General features: G+C 70.1%; 6 protein-coding genes. 5 read left to right on the top strand and 1 reads right to left on the bottom strand.

Features of this window, described 5'->3' with window-relative positions:
* Positions 1-193 precede the first annotated feature (193 nt).
* The 3 genes from BHS09_RS16215 (at position 194) to BHS09_RS16205 (ending at position 4430) form a co-directional block, all read left to right on the top strand.
* Positions 194-736 carry a peptidoglycan-binding domain-containing protein gene (locus BHS09_RS16215; protein ID WP_237078333.1) on the top strand — a complete coding sequence of 181 codons (543 nt, stop codon included), beginning with the start codon at positions 194-196 and terminating at the stop codon, positions 734-736.
* A gap of 11 nt (positions 737-747) precedes the next feature.
* The gene (locus BHS09_RS16210; protein WP_140798317.1) at positions 748-2850 is read left to right on the top strand and encodes a hypothetical protein; all 2103 of its coding nucleotides are present in this window, start codon (positions 748-750) and stop codon (positions 2848-2850) included.
* Between the two features lie 104 nt (positions 2851-2954).
* Positions 2955-4430 (top strand): hypothetical protein, encoded by a 1476-nt coding sequence (locus BHS09_RS16205; RefSeq protein ID WP_237080380.1) that lies wholly within the window; start codon positions 2955-2957, stop codon positions 4428-4430.
* 6 nt (positions 4431-4436) lie between these two features.
* Here the strand turns inward: BHS09_RS16205 and BHS09_RS16200 are convergent, their stop codons facing one another.
* Positions 4437-5264, bottom strand: coding sequence for an enoyl-CoA hydratase-related protein (locus BHS09_RS16200; RefSeq protein WP_237078331.1), 828 nt, complete (start codon positions 5262-5264; stop codon positions 4437-4439).
* A gap of 193 nt (positions 5265-5457) precedes the next feature.
* Between BHS09_RS16200 and BHS09_RS16195 the strand changes: the two genes are divergently transcribed.
* A complete protein-coding gene (locus BHS09_RS16195; protein WP_140798315.1) occupies positions 5458-14598 on the top strand; it encodes a type I polyketide synthase in 9141 nt (3046 codons plus the stop codon).
* Positions 14595-18650 (top strand): type I polyketide synthase, encoded by a 4056-nt coding sequence (locus BHS09_RS16190; protein WP_140798314.1) that lies wholly within the window; start codon positions 14595-14597, stop codon positions 18648-18650. The genes BHS09_RS16195 and BHS09_RS16190 overlap by 4 nt, the downstream gene beginning before the upstream one ends.
* Position 18651: the final 1 nt, after the last annotated feature.

Here is an 18651-nt window from a genome sequence, read left to right as displayed (position 1 = left end):
AGGTCCGTTAACCCGACGCACAGAACAGGGTTATCCCAGAACTTCCGGTGATAGAGGGCGCTCCGGGTTCCCGTACCTTGGGCACGCCTTCAACGACGCACAGACACCATCGCGAATCCAGGCACGGGGGGAGCGCGGCATGGTCAGTCCGAGGACGGCACCAATCCGGACAGGAAACACCAGTACCTTCATCTTGAAGCAGCGACGGCTGCACCTGGTCCTGTTGGATCCACAGGAAGTGCCCTACGCGGATACGGAGTACGTGCTCACGGTCGGCCGCACCGAGCACTGCGGCAGGACGGCGGCGGATGGCTCGCTGAGCCACGAAGTCCCGGGCCTCGCCGCGGGTGAGTTGCTGGTGAAGCTGTCCAAGCCGCCAGCGCCGCCGCCCCGCCGGAGCGCGCCTCCCGCCGCCGCCAAGGGCGTGCCTCCGCCCTACCCACCCGCCGTCGCCGATGAGGACTTTCCGGACGCCGCGCCCGCCGCCGCCGCGTCCGAGCCGGTGACGCTCCGCTGGGCGCTGCAGCTCCAGTCGCTCCCGGGATTCGAGTCCGACGCCCTCCGGGCCGCGCAGGAGCGGTTGCACAACCTGGGCTACGCCATTGAAGGTGAGCGCGGGTCGCCCGGAGCCTCGACGAAGTCCGCCGTGCGAGCGTTCCAGCGCCGCCATGGCCTGCCAGAAACGGGACAGCTCGCGGACATCTCCCGCGAGCTCATCCGCCTGCACGACGCCTGAGGCCCCCACCCATGGCACGCATCTCACTGACGGCCAGTGTCGCCCTCGCTGCGCCCGGAGGACGCAACCGCAACCGCCTCCGTCCCGCCAGCCATGGCGTCGCGGACTTCCGGCTCCGCAGCCCTGGAGGTCCCCAATCCCGCTGCCACCGCCCCGTGCCCTTCCCCGCGCTGACAGGGGGTGATGACGGCTTCCACTTCGCGCCCGAGGTCGAGCCGGTGGAGTTGACGTGGCGCCTGCTCAATACAGGCGGGCTGGTGCGCGCCGGAAAGCTGGAGCTCTTCACGCGCTACCGCACGGCGCCGCTGTGGTCGCGCGAACTCAGCCGCGAGGAGCTCGTCCAAGGCGAGCACCGGTGGAAATGGGATGGCCGCGTGCCCGAGTCGGAGACATTCCCAGATGGCGTCGTCACGGTGGAGCACTCGCCGTACAAGCTGAAGCTGACGCTCCAAGGCAGCGGACTGGCGCAGGCGCCCGTGGCGTGGACGTTCTTCCACGTCCTGGTGGCGGGCGTTGACCTGGAGCTGGGTGAGCCTCGGGTGCTCTCGCGACCACGCGACCGTGAGCTGACCCAGTCGTTGAAGCGGCTCCCCGCGCCCGGCGAGAAGGCTGAAATCCGGCTGGTCGGGAACGCCTTCAAGACAAAGCCGTCGGAGATGTCCGATGACACGGACCACCAACTGCACCGCAAGCACTGGGGTAGCGGACCGGAGCTTCCGCTGTTCGCCCGAGCCTGGCTGAAGGACTCGCGCGGCAACCGGGTGGATGCGCCGAAGGCCCTGGGCCGCGTGCGCTTCCTCTGGGACTGGGAGGACGAGACGGAGGCCATCGAACACCATGCCCCCACGGCCCGGGCCTTCCTCAAACATGCGCTGGACCGTCACTGTTCGACGTCACAACCCAAGGGCGACAACGCGCACCGGGACGTGGGCGGCAAGCGCGGTGCGCCGTCGTCGGCGGTGTTTCCCAGGCAGGCAGGCTACGCGCCCCAGGCCGAGCCCCGTGACGGCGTCTTCCCCTTCCGCGTCACGCCCTGCAACAAGCGCGGCTGGGCGGCCTACAGCCAGGCCTGGACCACAGGGGCCTTCGCGGGACGCACAGGCGTGGTGTTCCAGCCCTCCAGCATCGCGGGAGACGCCTGGCGAGTCACCGTGCAGCTTGCCTATGACCGCCGCAGGGATGGCGGCGTGGTGCTGGACGTGGACGACGATGGACCGCTGCCCGCCGCCGTGCGCGCCGCCACCGGCGTCTTCGAATCCTGGCGCGAGGTCCACATCTCCCGCCTCATGCGCAAGGACGCGGGCGTCTCCGGCTTCTCGCTCGCCACCGTGCAGGGCTACTTCGAGCGCGCCTACCTCCGACTGGAGGACAAGACCGGTGGCGTCTCGGATTGGAGTGCCCGGGACTACAACGCGTGCATCGCCAAGGCGGTGGCGGCGTCGCGGCACTGGGAGCTTCGCGCGGCCATCGACCCCGCGGTGGACCAATACACGGCGAACGGCCACGCCATCACCTTCCGCACCTACCCGGAGTTCCTGGCCGAGGTGACGCGCGTGAAGCGTTGCCAGGACGCGGACCTTCCCCGGTGGCTCGCGGCCACGCGGGAGCGACGGCTGTCCCTGCTGACAGCGCGCGACTACCACCGGCAATGCAAGGACTGGGCGAAGGAGCTGCTCACCCAGGCCCTCGACTCCGCGCTGGGGACGGCGCCGGGCATCGTGCTCTTCCAGTTCTCCGGGCTCTACAACCTGGAGACGACCGTCGACGGGATTCGCGTGAACGGCTTCGCGTCGGAGTTCCCCTCGCGCAAGCGGGACCGCTGCGCCGTCATCCAGTGCGCGGCGGCGGACAACTACCACCGCACCCTCAACACCCTGGAGCAGACGCTGGCCCATGAAATCGGGCACCAACTCTTCCTGCCCCATGCCCCCTTCCCCGTGCACCGCAAGATTGGCGGGGCCCTGGCGAAGCGGCACGACCTCGACGGGAAGGATTGCCTGATGGGCTACGACTTCACGTCGGAGCGGCGCTTCTGCGGCCTGTGCATGCTGCGCCTCCGCGGGTGGCACACCCACGCCCTGGATTGTGACGGAGCACGGAACGCGCGGCCATGAGCGCCCTCCTGCGCGGTCCGTGGCTGCTCATGATGACCCTCACCTCGTCGAGCCCCGCCACGTCCTCGGCCCCCCCCCCCACGCCCACGTCACGAGGTACGCCCATGCGCATCCAGCTCAGGCTCCCCAAAGCGCAGCTCGTCACCTCGGAGGACCTGGACGTGCGCGTGCTGCTCTCCAACGAGAGCGCCACCCCCCTGGAGCTTCCCGACCCCTTCCGCCACGCCGACCAGTCCCTGACCTACACCGTCACCGGCCCCGAGTACCCGAAAGGCCATGACGTCAACCACCATGCCGTCATCTCCCGTGAGCTGGCGCAGCCCATCGGCGGTGTCGTGGCGCCACGGGTGCGCCTGGGCACCGGACAGACGCTGGAGTCCGTCGTTGCACTCCAGGAGTGGCTGCCCATCCGCAAGCCCGGCCGCTACCAGGTCACGGCGCGGCTCCGGGCGGCGGGCGTCGACGCCGTGTCGGCCCCGGTGGAGTTCGACGTCATGGCGGGCGCCCCCGGGCCGGCCTCGGTGGGCGTCATGCTGGGCGGTGGGGCCTACTCGGGCATGAGCGCCGTCTGGCTGCAACAATTGGAGGGACGCTCCCTGCTGATGCAGGCCGTCTTCGTGGACGAGACGGACGAGGAAGGGCGCGGCGCCAGCCGGAGGACCTCGAAGGTCCTGGGCACCGTCGAGCCCGGCGCCAGCGACGCCATGGCCCCCTGGACCAACGACGCGCCGGGCGGCGAGGCCGTGAGCTGGACGCTGTGGCGCAACGGCGCCTCGCTCCTCGCGCTGGCCCCCCCCGCGACACCCCAGACCCCCTTCCGCTTCGACCTGGAGGCCCCCCCCGCCCAGCTCATCCGCCCGCCGCTCGAGACGCATGCCGGTGAGCTCTTCATTCCGCTCCTCGGGGCAGGAGGCCTGGACCTGCGCCTCATCCGGTTCCAGTCCAGCATGGACGCCGTGCACGTCACCCCAGGCAAGGAGGTGGGCCGGGTGAAGCTCAACTCCGTCCCCATCGCGGCGCGCGCCACGCTCCAGCCCGCATCGGTGGGCAACGGCATCAGCATCATCCTGGTGAGCGAGGCCCCCGGCGGGCTGGAAGTCCAGCACGTGCGCGCCACTGGCGCCGGACGGCTGATCCGCGCAGCGAGCACCCTCATCCGTGGACTGCGCGGCCTTCCCGGTTCGGAGCCGGGCGTGTGGATTGACGAAGCCGGCCGCGTCCATGCGGCCCTGGTCGCGGCGTCACTGAAGAACCCTCACCAGGCCATCCTGATGGAGGTCCGCTTCCGCTCCGACGGGCGCCTGGAGGCCCCCGCGCGCCTGAAACCCTTGACGGACCTCCCGTCCCCCGCGCGCGCGGCCGTGGCACGGCACTGCCATCAACCTCACTCGGACAGAACAGGCGACGTGAGCTGGGCCATCCTCCTCGAGGACGGGAGGCTGATCCACGCGGGCAACCGAGGCGCCCCCGTGTCGGCGGAAAAGCCTGTCGCGGTGCCGCTGGAACTGCTCGACCTGCTCCAGGGCACCTTTATCCTCACCACGGACCCCGTGCTGGGGCCTGTCTTTGTCTGGCTTTGAGAAAGATTATTTCCGGCCACTGAGAAACGCAGCAAACACCGCCTGGGCCTCCGCGGACGCGATTCTCTCAAAGAGATGCTTGCCTTCGCGCTGGAGCGCCGCGTCCACTTCAGCGCGAAGCGGTTCTCGTAACAGACGTTTTGTCAAACGGAGCGCCTCCACGGGCTTGGCGGCCAGCGCCGAGGCACGCTGGGAGACCACCTCCGCGAGCTCAATCTCTGGCACCACCTGATGCACGATGCGCGCCCGTAGCGCGGTGGCCGCATCGAAAGTGTCGCCAAACATCAGCAACTCCGAAGCCAGCGACATCCCCGCCAGGCGTGGCAGCAGCACGCTGGAGGCCCCCTCCGGGCACAGCCCGAGGTTCACGAAAGGCATACTGAACATCGCGCGTGCGCTGGCCACCACATGGTCGCAGTGCAGCAGCATGGTCGTTCCGACGCCCACCGCGACGCCATCCACGCCCGCCACGAGCGGCTTCTCGAAGCGGGAGATGGCGCGCATGAACCGCAGGAACGGATTGTCTTCGCTGTTGGGCGGCTTCTGGAGGAAGTCCTTGATGTCGTTGCCCGACGTGAAGTTGTCGCCCGCTCCCGTCAGGACGACCACCCGGACCTCATCATTCCTGTCGGCATCGAGCAACGCCTGCGCCGCTGCCTCGTAGAGCTCGCCGTTGAAGGCATTCTTCTTTTGCGGCCGGTTGAAGGTGAGCGTGAGGACTCCAGCTTCCAAGCGCGTCATTGAAGTACCGGTCATGAGATCAAGACCCCCAAATAGACAAACAGATTCACAGCTTTCCCTGGAATCGAAGCATGACAGCCTGACATCAATCACCACAGAACCTCATGCGTCGGACCGCCCCACCCAACGGTTCCAAAACAGCCACACATAATCACCATCCATCACGAATTCTAATCTAGCAATTACTAATTTTCATATTATCGCCATGGCATATTTCACTTGAGACAAAATAGATTGTCTTCATATCAAGACCGGCAAATAACGTCTTTCCAGGACAATCCGCCCAATGACAACGCTCTCTCCAGAGCGCAAAGCGCTCCTTGCTGCCCGAAAATGGAAGGAGCGGGCCGAAGCCTACGAACGCAAGAGCAGAGAGCCCATTGCTGTGATTGGTATGGCTTGCCGGTTTCCCGGCGGACAAGACACAGACGCGTTCTGGCGAATGATATGCGCCGGGTCTGACATGGTCCGGGAAGTGCCGGCGGACCGCTGGGATGTCGATGCATTCTATGACGCGAATCCCGAAGCGCCGGGCAAGATGACCACGCGCTACGGCGCATTCCTTGATCAGATCGACGGCTTCGACGCGGGCTTCTTCCAGGTCTCACCGCGCGAGGCCTCCCGGCTGGACCCGCAGCAGCGGCTGCTCCTGGAGGTCGCGGTCGAGGCGGTCTGCGACGCGGGGCTCGTGCGCAAGAAGTTGCTGCGCACGCGCACCGGCGTGTTCATGGGCGTGATGTATGACGACTACGCGCGGATGCAGTCGGAGGATCCCGCGCGCATCGACGCGTACACGGCCTCTGGGGTTGGCTTCAGCTTCCTGTCAGGCCGGCTGTCCCACCTGCTGGGGCTGATGGGTCCCAGCCTCACGTTGGACACGGCGTGCTCGTCCTCGCTCGTGGCCACGCACCTGGCCTGTCAGAGCATCCGCGCGGGGGAGTGCGAGGCCGCCCTGGTGGGTGGGGTGAGCCTGATGCTCCAACCCCAGACGACCATCAGCCTCTCCAAGATTGGCGCCCAGTCACCAGACGGGCGCATCAAGGCGTTCGACGCGGCGGCCAATGGCTACGTGCGGGGTGAAGGCTGTGGAGTCGTGGTGCTCAAGGCCTTGTCCCGGGCGCTCGCGGATGGAGACCGGGTGCTGGCGGTGCTTCGCGGGACGGCCAGCAATCACGACGGCCCCAGCGGCGGCGTGACGGTGCCCAGCGGCAAGGCCCAGGAGGCTGTCCTGCGCGACGCGCTCGACGCCGCCGGCGTGGAGCCGGCGGAGGTGGGCTATCTCGAAGCGCACGGGACGGGGACGCCGCTGGGAGACCCCATCGAGATGGGCGCCATCGGCCGCGTCTATGGCGCCAACCGCGCTCCCGACAAGGCCCTGTGTGTCGGCTCGGTGAAAGCGAACATCGGCCACCTGGAGTCCGCGGCCGGCATGGCGAGCCTCACCAAGGGCATCCTCATCCTCCGCCACGGGAAGATACCGCCCCAGATCAACTTCGAGGTGCCAAGCCCGAAGATTGACTGGCGGCCGCCCATCCGGGTCGCCACCAAGCTGACCGACCTGCCTCGCGGCAACGAGCAGAGCGTGGTCGCCGTGAGCTCGTTCGGCCTCAGCGGCAGCAACGCGCATCTGCTGCTTGGCGAGCCCCCCTGCCCTGTCGAAGTCCCGGCGCCCGTCGAACGCGCCCAGTGGGTGCTTCCCATCTCCGCGCATGACGACCCGGCGCTGAGGGCCATGATCGCCCGGTTCCGCGAGCGGCTCGCCAACGCGCCGGACGAGGAGCTGGCGGACCTCTGCTACACGGCGGCCGTCCGAAGGGATCATCACCCCCTGCGGGCGCTCGCGACAGGTGAGAGTCGGACCCGGCTCGTGGCGTCGCTCGACCGGCTCCTGGCGGGAGACTCCCTTCGGCGGGACAGCCGCCGTGAGCTGGAGGCCGCGTTCAGCGCGCTGGAAGCCCGGAAGGTGCATCGCTACCTGGAGGGCGAGGACCTCGACTGGACGGAGCTGTATCCGCGCGGCCAGGTGGTGTCGCTGCCCGCCTATGCCTGGCAACGCACGCGCTACTGGCTCACGCGGGCCCCTGGCTACCAGCCGCTCCGGAACGGGGATGCCCATGATGGGCATCCGCTGCTCCAGCAGGTACTCAGCCTGGCGCAGCAAGCAGGTGGACACCTCATCCAGGCCGAGCTCACCCGAACGCTCCGGGAGCGCTTCGCGGGCGCCGGGGACGATGCTGGCCACGCAGGCTGGACGTCGTGGCTGGCGCTGGAGTTGACGGCCGCGGCGCTCCGCGAGGTGAACGAGGGCAAGGCGCTGATCGCCGAGGGCCTCTCCCTGCTCGACACCAGCGCGGCGCCGGACACGGACCTGCGTCACCTGCAGGCGCTCCTCGCGCCCGGCGAGCAGGACCGCGTCATGCTGTCCGTTCATGGCCGGACCGGGGGCGGCGCGGGTACGTGGCGGTCCTGCCTGAGCGGGCTCGCGCAAGCGGAGCCAATGGAGGCGCCCCCGACGGACGCCGGGGCCGACACATGGCTCCCCTCCGACAGCGTCCCTGATGAGCCGTGGGTGATGCCGGGCACCGCGCTGCGGCGGGCACTCCAGCACCTCAAGACACTGGCGCCCCACGGCAACACCTGGGGCACGCTGCGCCCCACGCGGATTGACCGCTTGCGACTCTGGCCACGCGGCTACGCGGGCACCGTCACGAGCCGCGTCCGGCTGCACAAGGCCGACGCGGAGGGCTGTGTCGCGGACATCCTCCTGAGTGACGCCCAGAAGCGCACCGTCGTGGAGCTTCGGGGCGTGGTGCTCCAGAGCACTGCGGCGGAGAAGCAGGCCCACGCCGACTGGCACTGGGAGGTCGAATGGCGCGAGCTGGCGTCCGAACGACGCGAGGCGCGCGAGCAGGCGGGCGAGGCCCTGTGGCTCATCGTCGATGAGGTCGGGCTGCATGGGCAGGCGCTGGCCACGGCACTGGAAGCCCGGGGGCACGTGGCACGCGTCTGCCGGCCTGACGACGGCTGCCTCACGGATGCCCCCCGTTGGGAGCGCTTCTGCGAGGACTGCGTCAGTGGGGCCCTGACGTCCGTCCCCCCTCGCAAGGCCGTGCGCGCCGTGTACCTGTCCTCCCCCACCCTCGACGGCGGGCGGGATGGCCGGCCCAGGACGTGGGAGGCCGCGTCGAATCGATGCGTCACCTTCCTGCGCACGCTGCTGCGTCACGCGGAGCACGCCGGAACGCCAGCGGAATCACGCCGCCTGCCGCTCCACCTCGTGACCCAGGGCGCTCACGGCGGAACGCTCGAAGGCGCGGTCGGCGCCACTCTCTGGGGGCTGGGCCGGAGCATCGCGCTCGAACATCCCTTGCTGTGGGGAGGCCTCATCGACCTCGAGCCGGGCGTGGCCACGGCGGAGCTCACCGCGCTGCTCACGGACGAACTCGTCCATGAGTCCATCGAGGACCAGGTGCTCATCCGTGGGGGCCGGCGTCTCGGGGCGCGGCTGGTGAAGCAGGCGCCTCCGGAAACGGCGAAGGCGCTTCCGGCCGCTCGCGCGGACACACATCCCCGGGTGCACGCGGATGCGTCCTACCTGGTGACAGGTGGCCTGGGCGACCTGGGCCTGGAGATGGCGCGCTGGCTCGTCTCCCGGGGCGCGCGACACCTCGTGCTGCTCGGCCGCAAGGGCCGCCAGGGCCTCATCGACGACGCCAGCGTGGCGGCCCGGGTCGCGGACATCGAGGCACAAGGCGCGAGCGTCTGCATCGAGGCGTGTGACGTCGGCGATGCCCCGTCCCTCGCGAGTGTCGTCCGCCACTTCGGGCAGGACTGGCCCAGGCTGGGCGGCGTCATCCACGCGGCGGCGTCCATCACCCCGAAGACGCTCGCGGAGCTGCAACCCGGCGACACCCAGGCGCTCATGCGGGCCAAGCTGGAGGGGACGTGGAACCTGTACGAGGCCTGCCGCGACGCACGGCCCGACCTCTTCGTCCTGTACTCCTCCATCACCAGCGTGCTCGGCTCCAGGGCACTGGCCCACTACGCGGCGGCGAACGCCGGCATGGAGGCGCTGGCGGAGTACCTTCACCGCCAGGGCCTCCCGGTCCTCTGTGTTCGCTGGGGCCGGTGGGAGTACATGCGGCAGGCCTCGGAAGAGGAGCGCCGCATCTCCGACCGCTCCGGGTTCCAGGCCATGGCCGCGCCGGATGCACTGGCCGCATTCGATGCGCTGCTGCGCACGGACCGGCACCTCGCGTCGGTGGCGAACCTCGACCTTCAGCGCTTCCGGCCGCTCTTCGAGGCCTTTGGCGAGCGCGGACTGCTCAAGCAGCTCGATGAGGGCACAGCCTCCCACGGCGCCGCGCGTGGGCAGCTTCGCGCCGAGCTGGCGCGGCTGGATGGGGACTCGCGACAAGAGCGGCTGGTGGCACACCTCTGCGCAGAGCTCGCCACCGCCATGCGACTGCCAGACGCGGGGAGCGTGGACCCGACGCGCGGCTTCTTCGACCTCGGCATGGACTCCATCATGAGCGTCGAGTTGCGGCTGCGCCTCGAGCGGACGCTGGACTGCAAGATTCCCGCGACCTTCGCCTTCAGCACGCCCAACGTCGTGTCGCTGGCCGAAACCCTGCTCAAGCGCTTGTTCCCCCAGAGCGCCACGCCCGAGCCCATCCGCGAGCCCGTCCCCGAGGCCGGTGGCAGCATCCCCTCCCTCCAGAACGTCCTCGCCTCCCGCGCGAAGCCCTCTGGCGGCGGAAGCACGAGCCCGGCCTCCATCGAGGACATGGGCCAGGCGGAGCTCGAACGGTTCCCACACGTCGCGCGCTTGAAGCAGGCGGACGCGGTCATCCAGAAGCTGCGCACGGAGGTGGAGCGGCTGAAGGGGGGCCGCCCGGAGCCCATCGCCGTCGTTGGCATGGCCTGCCGGATGCCTGGCGCCGGCTCGGTGGAGTCCTTCTGGCAGGCGCTCCGGGAGCAGCGCGACTGCGTCAGCCCCGTGCCGGAAGGCCGCTGGGACGTGGCCGCCTTCTACGACCCGGAGCCCGGAGCCCCGGGGAAGATCTACAACCGCGAGGGCGGCTTCCTCTCGAACGTGGAGCACTTCGACGCCGACTTCTTCGGAGTGTCCCCCCGCGAGGCGCTGGCCATGGACCCGCAGCACCGACTCCTCCTGGAGACGTGCTGGCATGCCCTGGAGGACGCGGCGCTCGCACCGGAGCGACTGCACGGCGGGCGGACGGGGGTCTTCGTCGGAATCACCGCGAGTGACTACTTCCAGGAGCAGCTCGCACGGCTCGGGCTGGCCGGGCTCGACGCGTACACGACGACGGGCAGCCCCCTGAACTTCGCGGCGGGCCGCGTCTCCTATCTGCTGGGCCTCCAGGGCCCCGCGTTCGCGGTGGACGCCGCCTGTGCATCCTCCCTGGTCTCCACGCACGTGGCATGTCAGAGCCTGCGCACGGGGGAGTGCGACGTCGCGCTGGCCGCGGGCGTCAACCTCCTGCTGTCACCCGTCACCAGCGTGCTGCTGTCGCAGACGAAGGTGCTCTCACCGGATGGCCGTTGCCGGACCTTCGATGCCGGGGCCCAGGGCATTGGCCGCGGCGAAGGCGTGGGAGTGCTGGTCCTCAAGCGCCTGTCGGAGGCACGGCGGGACGGCAACCGCATCCTGGCGGTGCTGCGCGGCTCGGCGGTGGCGCATGACGGCGCGAGCGCGGGCCTCACGGCGCCCAACGGCATCGCGCAGCAGCAGGTGATGCGGCAGGCCCTGGAGTGTGCCGGCGTCCGGCCCGCGGAGGTGCAGTACGTCGAAGCGCACGGGACGGGCACGCCGCTGGGTGACCCCGTCGAGTTGGAGGCGCTGAACGCCGTGTACGGCCAGGGGCGCTCCCGTCCCGACGCGCTCCGGGTCGGCTCGGTGAAGACCAACATCGGCCACCTGGAGTCGGCGGCGGGCGTCGCGGGTCTCATCAAGGTCATCCTGGCGATGCGGCACCAGCAACTGCCCGCGCACTTGCACTTCCAACGCGGGAATCCGGCATTCGCCTGGGAGGACCTGCCCCTGCGTGTCGTCCGGGAGCTGGAGCCCTGGGACACGGATGGCACGCCTCGCATGGCGGGCGTGAGCTCCTTCGGCATGAGCGGCACCATTGCCCACGTCATCGTCCAAGAGGCCCCTCCGGACGAGGAGCGGCGGGTGAAGCCCTCGCGGCCGGTGCAGCCGCTCCTGCTCTCGGCGCGCAGTGACGAGGCCCTGCGAGAGCTGGCACAGCGCTACTCGGACCAACTGACCGCCGCGCCGGAGTCCGCGTGGGCCGACCTGGCCCTGACCGCGAACGTCGGACGCTCCGCCCTGCCCCACCGGCTCACGCTCGTGGAGAACACCCCGCGAAAGGCGGCCGAGCACCTGGCGGCCTTCGCCCGCGGCACCAGCAGCCCTGGCGTCCGCGCCCATGTCATCCAGCAGCCGCGCCGCGCGAACGTGGCCTTCCTCTTCACCGGCCAGGGCTCCCAGTACCGCGGCATGGGGCGCGAGCTCTACGAGAGCGAGCCGGTGTTCCGGGACGCCCTGAATGAATGCGATCGGCTCCTGCGCGAGTCCTTCGACCTCCCGTTGCTCGACGTGCTGTACGGGAGCGCGGGAGACATCCACGCGACGGCGAATACCCAGCCCGCCCTCTTCTCCCTCCAGTACGCCCTGACGAAGCTGTGGCGCGCCTGGGGCGTAGAGCCTCGCTTCGTCATGGGACACAGCGTGGGCGAGTACGCCGCGGCGTGGGCGGCCGGGTGCCTCGACTTCGAGCAGGCGCTGGGGCTCATCGCCGTACGAGGCCGCCTCATGCAGACGCTGCCCGCCGGAGGCGCCATGGGCGCGGTGTTCGCCAGCGCGACGCGCGTCGCGACCGTCCTGGAGCAGCTCGGCGGCGGCGTGGACATCGCCGCCATCAACGGCCCCGAGAGCACCGTGGTCAGCGGGCCCGCGAGCGGCGTGGAGGCAGTGCTGGCCCGCTTCGAGCAGGAAGGCGTCCGCAGCCAGGTGCTGCGCGTCTCGCACGCGTTCCACTCCTCGCTGCTGGAGCCCATGCTGGAAGCCTTCGAGTACGAGGCGAGGGCCGTCACCTTCCAACCGTCGCGGCTCGACCTCGTCTGCAACCTCACCGGCGAGGTGCTCCCGCGTGGCGGCACCCTGGATGGCCGCTACCTGCGGCGCCACTCGCGGGAGCCGGTGCGCTTCCTGGAGAGCATCCGCGCCCTCCAGCGGCTCAAGTGCGACACCTTCATCGAGATTGGCCCGGGCGCCACGCTCCTCGGCATGGCCCAGCAGTGCGTCGAGGCGTCCGCCGGCACCGCCGCGCCGGCCCCTGAAACCCTCTGGCTCCGGTCGCTCAATGCCAAGGGCGGAGACTGCCGGCAACTGCTCCAGAGCGCGGGCGAGCTGGGCCTTCGTGGCGTCCCCGTGGACTGGCGGGGCGTGATGGCGGGTATGCAGGCGCGTTTCGTTCCCGCGCCGAGCTATCCCTTCCGGCCCCGCCGCTTCTGGCCCGCCGCTCCGCCGCGCCAGCACGCCCCCGAAGCGCGGACGTCCGAGCAGGACCACTACACCCTCGGTTGGAGCGAGCTGGAGCTGCCCGCGCGCCCCGTGGCGGACGAACGCCCGCTGCTGCTTGTTGCGCCCAGCCTCGAGCACGCCGCGCCCCTGGCCGACACGCTCCGCGCGCAGGGACGGCACGTCCAGGTCGCCTCGCTCGCATCGGACGAAGGGCCCGAGCTCGATTCGCTCATCGAACGACTGTGCCAGCAGGGCTTCTCGGACCTGCTCTTCCTGAGCGGCCTGGAGCTGACCTCTCCGTTGGCGCACGCCCAGGAGCGCGTCTACCGGCCCCTGCTCGCGCTCATCCAGCGCCTGCTGTCGGGCGCGGTGCCCGCGCTCCCCCGGCTGGTGCTCACCACCCTGGGCGCGCAGCGATGCGAAGGCCCCGTGTCACAAGCCGCGCAGGCGCCGCTCTGGGGCCTCATGCGCGTGCTGCGAAGTGAGATGCAGGAGGCCTCGACGCTGTCAATCGACCTGGACCCCACCGCCTCTGAGACGGCTGGGGACATGCTGGTGAAGGCGCTCGGCGCGAACGAGCCCGAGGTCGTCATCCGGGGACACAGGCTCTTCGCCGGGCGGCTGCGGCACGCCACGCCCCCGCCTCCCGCGCAGGTCCCCACCGTGCGAGACGACCGGAGCTACCTGGTGACGGGGGGCCTCGGCGCACTGGGGCGGCGCACCGCACGGACGCTGGTCTCCCTGGGCGCGCGGCACCTCGTGCTCATGGGCCGCGGCGAACCGGACGGCTCGGCACGGGACTGGATGGACTCGCTGCGAAACGAGCACGTCCAGGTCCGCTATCTGCGATGCGACGTCGCCAATGCGGAGGAGTTGTCGCAGGGCCTCGACAGCCTTCGTGACGGCCCCGCGCTCGGCGGCATCCTCCATACGGCCGGCGTGCTGGATGACGGCATCCTCCTGGAGCAGTCCTGGGAACGCTTCCACAAGGTGTTCGCGCCCAAGTGGGTGGGCGCCTGGAACCTGCATGCGCTGACGCGAGAACAGCCGCTGGACTTCTTCGTGCTCTTCTCGTCCGTGGCCGCGCTGCTCGGCCCTCAGGGGCAGTCCAACTACGCCGCCGCGAACGCGGGGCTCGATGCACTGGCCGAACACCGCAAGGACCTCGGGCTCCCAGCGCTCAGCATCAACTGGGGCCCCTGGGCGGAAGCCGGCATGGCCGCGGAGCTGGGGGATGACAGCCGCCGAAGGCTGGCGCGGCAAGGCCTCGAACAGCTTCCGGTGGAGCGGGCCTGTGCCGTGCTTGCCTCACTGCTGGGCGCATCACCGGACGCGCGCGTCGTGGTCCTCTCCGCGAACTGGGAGCAGGTGGGGCGGAGCCTCGGGCCCCGGATGGCGCGCGGACTCCTATGGGAGCTCGTGGGCGAGCACACGGCCGCGGAGGTGCCGGTGGATACCAACGCGCTCCGCCTGCGGCTGAAACAGGCCGCCGGAGCGCGCCGACGCGAGCTGCTTCAGGACCTGGTCGTCAGTCAGGTGCGCCGGGTACTGGCATGGGACGAAGCGGAGCCGCTGCCGGAGTCCAAGCCCATGCGCGAGTTCGGCATGGACTCACTGATGGTCGTCGAGCTGCGCAACGCGCTGGCCAGTGCGCTGGGCCAGACGCTCGCGCTCCCGGTGCTCTTCAACCATCCCACCGTGGAGAGCCTGGTCGACGTCCTGCTCGAAACGACCGGACTGGCGGCACCGCCGGTGGCCAGCGCGGACACCCATGGAACACCGCGCGCCCAGGAGGCACTGGAGCGCGTGCGGCAAATGACCCCGGAACAGATTGAAGCCTTGATTGGTGAAGGTCTGGAGCTGGGCAGGGAATGAGCTCGACGCGGGGAACCCACGACATGCGTGACGTGAGCAGCAACGGAGAAGCCAGCACGCTGGAGCGAGCCCTCATGGCGTTGGAGGCGACGAAGGCCCGGCTCAACCGGGTGCTCGCCCAGCAACGCGAGCCCATCGCCGTCGTCGGCATGGCCTGCCGTTTTCCCGGCGGCATCCGGGACGCCAATGACTACTGGGCCTTCCTGCGCGATGGACAGGATGCGGTCGGCGAACTCCCACCCGAACGCTGGCCGTTCGACGAAGTCTATGACCCGAACCCGGGGGTGCCGGGCAAGAGCTACTGCCGCCACGGCGCCTTCCTGGACGGCGTGGACCGCTTCGACGCCGGCTTCTTCGGCATTCCGCCGCGAGAAGCCGCCAGCATGGACCCGCAGCAGCGGCTGCTGCTCCAGGTGAGCTGGGAGGCGCTCGAACACGCGGGCATTCCTCCAGGCCGGCTCCAGAAGAGCGCCACCGGTGTCTTCGTGGGCATCGCGGGCAACAACGACTACCCCGTCGCGATGTTGAAGGCGAACGCGTCGCTGGACGCGTACTCGCTGACGGGCGCAGCGGTGAACGTGGCCAGTGGCCGCATCTCCTACCAACTGGGACTGCGCGGTCCCTCACTCATCGTCGACACCGCGTGCTCCTCGTCGCTGATGTCCGTCCACCTCGCGTGTCAGAGTCTGCGGCAGGGCGAGTGCAACCTCGCGCTGGCGGGGGGCGTCAACCTCATCGCCTCCACCGAGACGAGCGTCTGCCTGGCCCAGACGGGCGCGCTCTCACCGTCGGGCCGGTGCCGGACCTTCGACGCCAGTGCGGATGGCTACGTTCGCAGTGAGGGCTGCGGCATCGTCGTGCTCAAGCGCCTGTCGGACGTGCAGCCGTCCGACCGCGTCTTCGCGGTGATTCGCGGCTCGGGTACCAACCAGGACGGCCGCAGCAACGGCCTGACGGCGCCCAATGGCGCAGCGCAGGCCGCGCTGATTGCTCGCACGTTGGAGAGCGCGGGAACGGCTCCGCGTGAGATTGGCTACGTGGAGGCCCATGGCACGGGCACGCCCCTGGGGGACCCGATAGAGCTCCAGGCCCTGGGCGAGGTCCTCCGGCCGGAGCGTGCCTCCGCGGAAGCGCTCTACGTGGGCTCGGTGAAGACGAACTTCGGCCACACCGAGGCGGCGGCGGGAATCGCCGGGCTGCTCAAGACCATCCTCTCGCTCCACCACCGCGAGATTCCCCCGCACCTGCACTTCCAGAAGCCCAGTCCAAACGTCGACTGGGAGGCCTTCAACCTGCGCGTTCCCACCTCCTGCACGCCGTGGCCCGAAGGCAGGCCCGCCGCGGGGGTGAACTCGTTCGGCGTCTCGGGAACCAACGTCCACATCGTGCTCGGGCCCGCCCCCGTCAGGGCCGTTCCCGAGTCCGTTGAAGACGGTCCACACCTGTTGCTGGTGTCCGCGGGCTCGAAGGAAGGACTCCAACGGCGCCTGGAGGCACTGAGGCCCTCCCTCCAGGCCGCCACTCCCGCCGCGTTGCGCGACCTGTGCCACACCTCCGCGCTGCACCGGGAGCACCTGAAGTGGCGCGCGGGACTCCTGGCCAGCACGCCGGAGGAGATGCGCACGCAGCTCGAGGCCGGTGCGGCCAACGAGCGCGCTCCGGGAATCTTCATGGGGCCCGAACTGGTGGAGCGTACCCCGCGCTGCATCCTCGTCTTCTCCGGACAGGGCTCGCAGTGGCTGGGCATGGCGCGGGACCTCCTGAGCGAAGGCGGCGCATTCCAGCGCAAGCTGGAGGAGGCGGACGCCTGTCTCCAGGAGTTCTTGGGGTGGTCCGTCATGGAGCGGCTGGCTTCCGACACGGACACGGAGGCGTGGTTGTCCGCGGCCGAGCGCGTGCAGCCCATCCTCTTCGCGCTCCAGGTCTCCCTCGCCGAGCAGTTGCGCGCCTGGGGCATCGTCCCGAGCGGCGTGGTGGGCCACAGCATGGGCGAGATTGCCGCCGCGCACGTCGCCGGTTGCCTGGGCCTTCGGGACGCGGCGCGCGTGGTCAGCGCACGAGCCCAGCTGCTGCCACGTCTCCGAGGCAAGGGCGGCATGCTGGTGGCCGGGTTGGGCCTGGAGGCGGCAAGGCAGGCGCTGCAGGGCTACGAGGACAGCGTGGGCGTAGCGGCCATCAACGGGCCGGACACCGTGTTGCTCTCGGGAGAGAGCGGCACGCTCGACGCGCTGATGGCCCGCATCTCCGCGGACGGCACCTTCTGCCGGCGCGTGGGCGTGGACTTCGCCTCCCACTGCCCCCAGGTGGACGCGCTGCTGCCGGACTTCCGTGAGCTGATCTCGGACGTGCGCCCCCAGGAAGGCACGCTCGACTTCTACTCCACGGTCGAAGGAGCACGGGTGGAGGGAGCGCGGCTCGACGCCGACTACTGGGCGCGCAACCTCCGCCAGATGGTGCGCTTCGCTCCGACGGTCGCCGCCATCGCGGAGGGGCCGCGGGCCCTGTTCGTGGAGGTCAGCGGACATCCGGTGCTCACGCCGACCTTCGCGTCGATTGCCAATGCGCCCCGCTGCGTCGCCACGCTCCGCCGGGACCAGCCCTCACGGACGGCACTGCTCGCATGCCTCGCGGAGCTGCACACGGAAGGGTTGGTGCTGGACTGGGCCGCCGTCCTGGGGCCGGACAGCCGCTGCGTGGACTACCCGAACCATCCCTGGCAACAGGAACGTCACTGGTTCCAGGCCGGCACGGGCGGCACCTGGCGCAAGGACGTGGCACCGCCCGAGCCGCGAGGCCCCGAAGGCGACGTGCGGTCCGTCGTGCGTGACGAGTTCGCCCGGCTCATGGAGTCCTTCTCCGCGCAGCTTCGCGCGGGAGGCACCGGGCCCACGAGCGAACCACGCCAGGCGCCGAAAGCCACGGTCCCCGTGGCTCCCGTTGCGCCTCCCCAGGAGGACCTGACGCCCGAGGCACGGCGCGAACACCTGACGCGGCAGGTTCACGAGGAGGTGGCGCGCACGCTCGGCGTCTCCGTGAGCCGGCTGCCTCGGGACCAGAAGCTTCAGGAGTTCGGCTTCACCTCCATGTTGACGCTGATGGTCCGCAACTGGCTGCGCTCCCAGCTCAAGGTCGCGCTGCCCGCCTCCGTGCAGCTTCCCGGGCTGAGCGTGAACGAACTGACGGAGCGGGTGCTCGCGGATCTGGAGCCCTCGGGGACGGTCGCCACGTCGCCCGCGCAGGTCGACCCGGGTCCAACGCCCGCGCCCGTCCAGGCGGAGCCACCGTCTCCTGGCGGCATGGTGATGCAGGACGGCTGGTTTCCGCTGAAGCGTCCTCGGCCAACGCCGCCGCGCGCTCGGCTGTTCTGCCTGCCCTTCGCGGGAGGAGGCGCTTCGGCCTACCGCGCCTGGCCCGGGCTCTTCGACGAGGACATCGAAGTCATTCCCATCCAGCTCCCCGGCCGGGAGACGCGCCGCGAGGAGCCCGCCTTCCAGCGCATGGCGCCCCTGGTGTCCGCGCTCGTGGAAGCGCTTTCGCCGCTGCTCGATGTTCCGTATGCCTTCTATGGCCACAGCTTCGGCGCGGTGCTCGCGTATGAGGTCAGCGCGCGGCTCATCGCGGACGGCCAGCCGCCACCGCGCCACCTCTTCGTCGGGGCGCGAGGCGCGCCCCATGCCGTGGTGGAGCGCCCTCTCTTCCGGTTGAGCGACGAGCGCCTCATCGAAGAGCTGCGCCGCATGGGTGGAACGCCCGAGCAGGTGCTCGCCGAGCGCGAGTTCATGAGCGGATTCCTGCTGGTGCTGCGCGCGGACTTCAGCGTGCTGGGCACCCATGTGCACGCTCGTCGCCCGCCGCTGCCCTGCCCCATCGACGTGTTCGCGGGCGTGTCGGACCCCCGTGTTCCCGTGGAGAACCTCTCCCGCTGGTCGGAGCTGACCGCCGCGGAAGCCCACGTCCATGTGCTCCCAGGGGGCCACTTCTTCCTCCAGCAGCACGCCCAGGAACTCGTCGCCCGGTTGCGCGCGCTCATGACCCAGCGCCCGCCCGCGTAGG

The organism is Myxococcus xanthus (assembly GCF_006402735.1).
Classification (GTDB): Bacteria; Myxococcota; Myxococcia; order Myxococcales; family Myxococcaceae; genus Myxococcus; species Myxococcus xanthus_A.
This window is presented reverse-complemented; position numbering and strand designations above follow the sequence as displayed.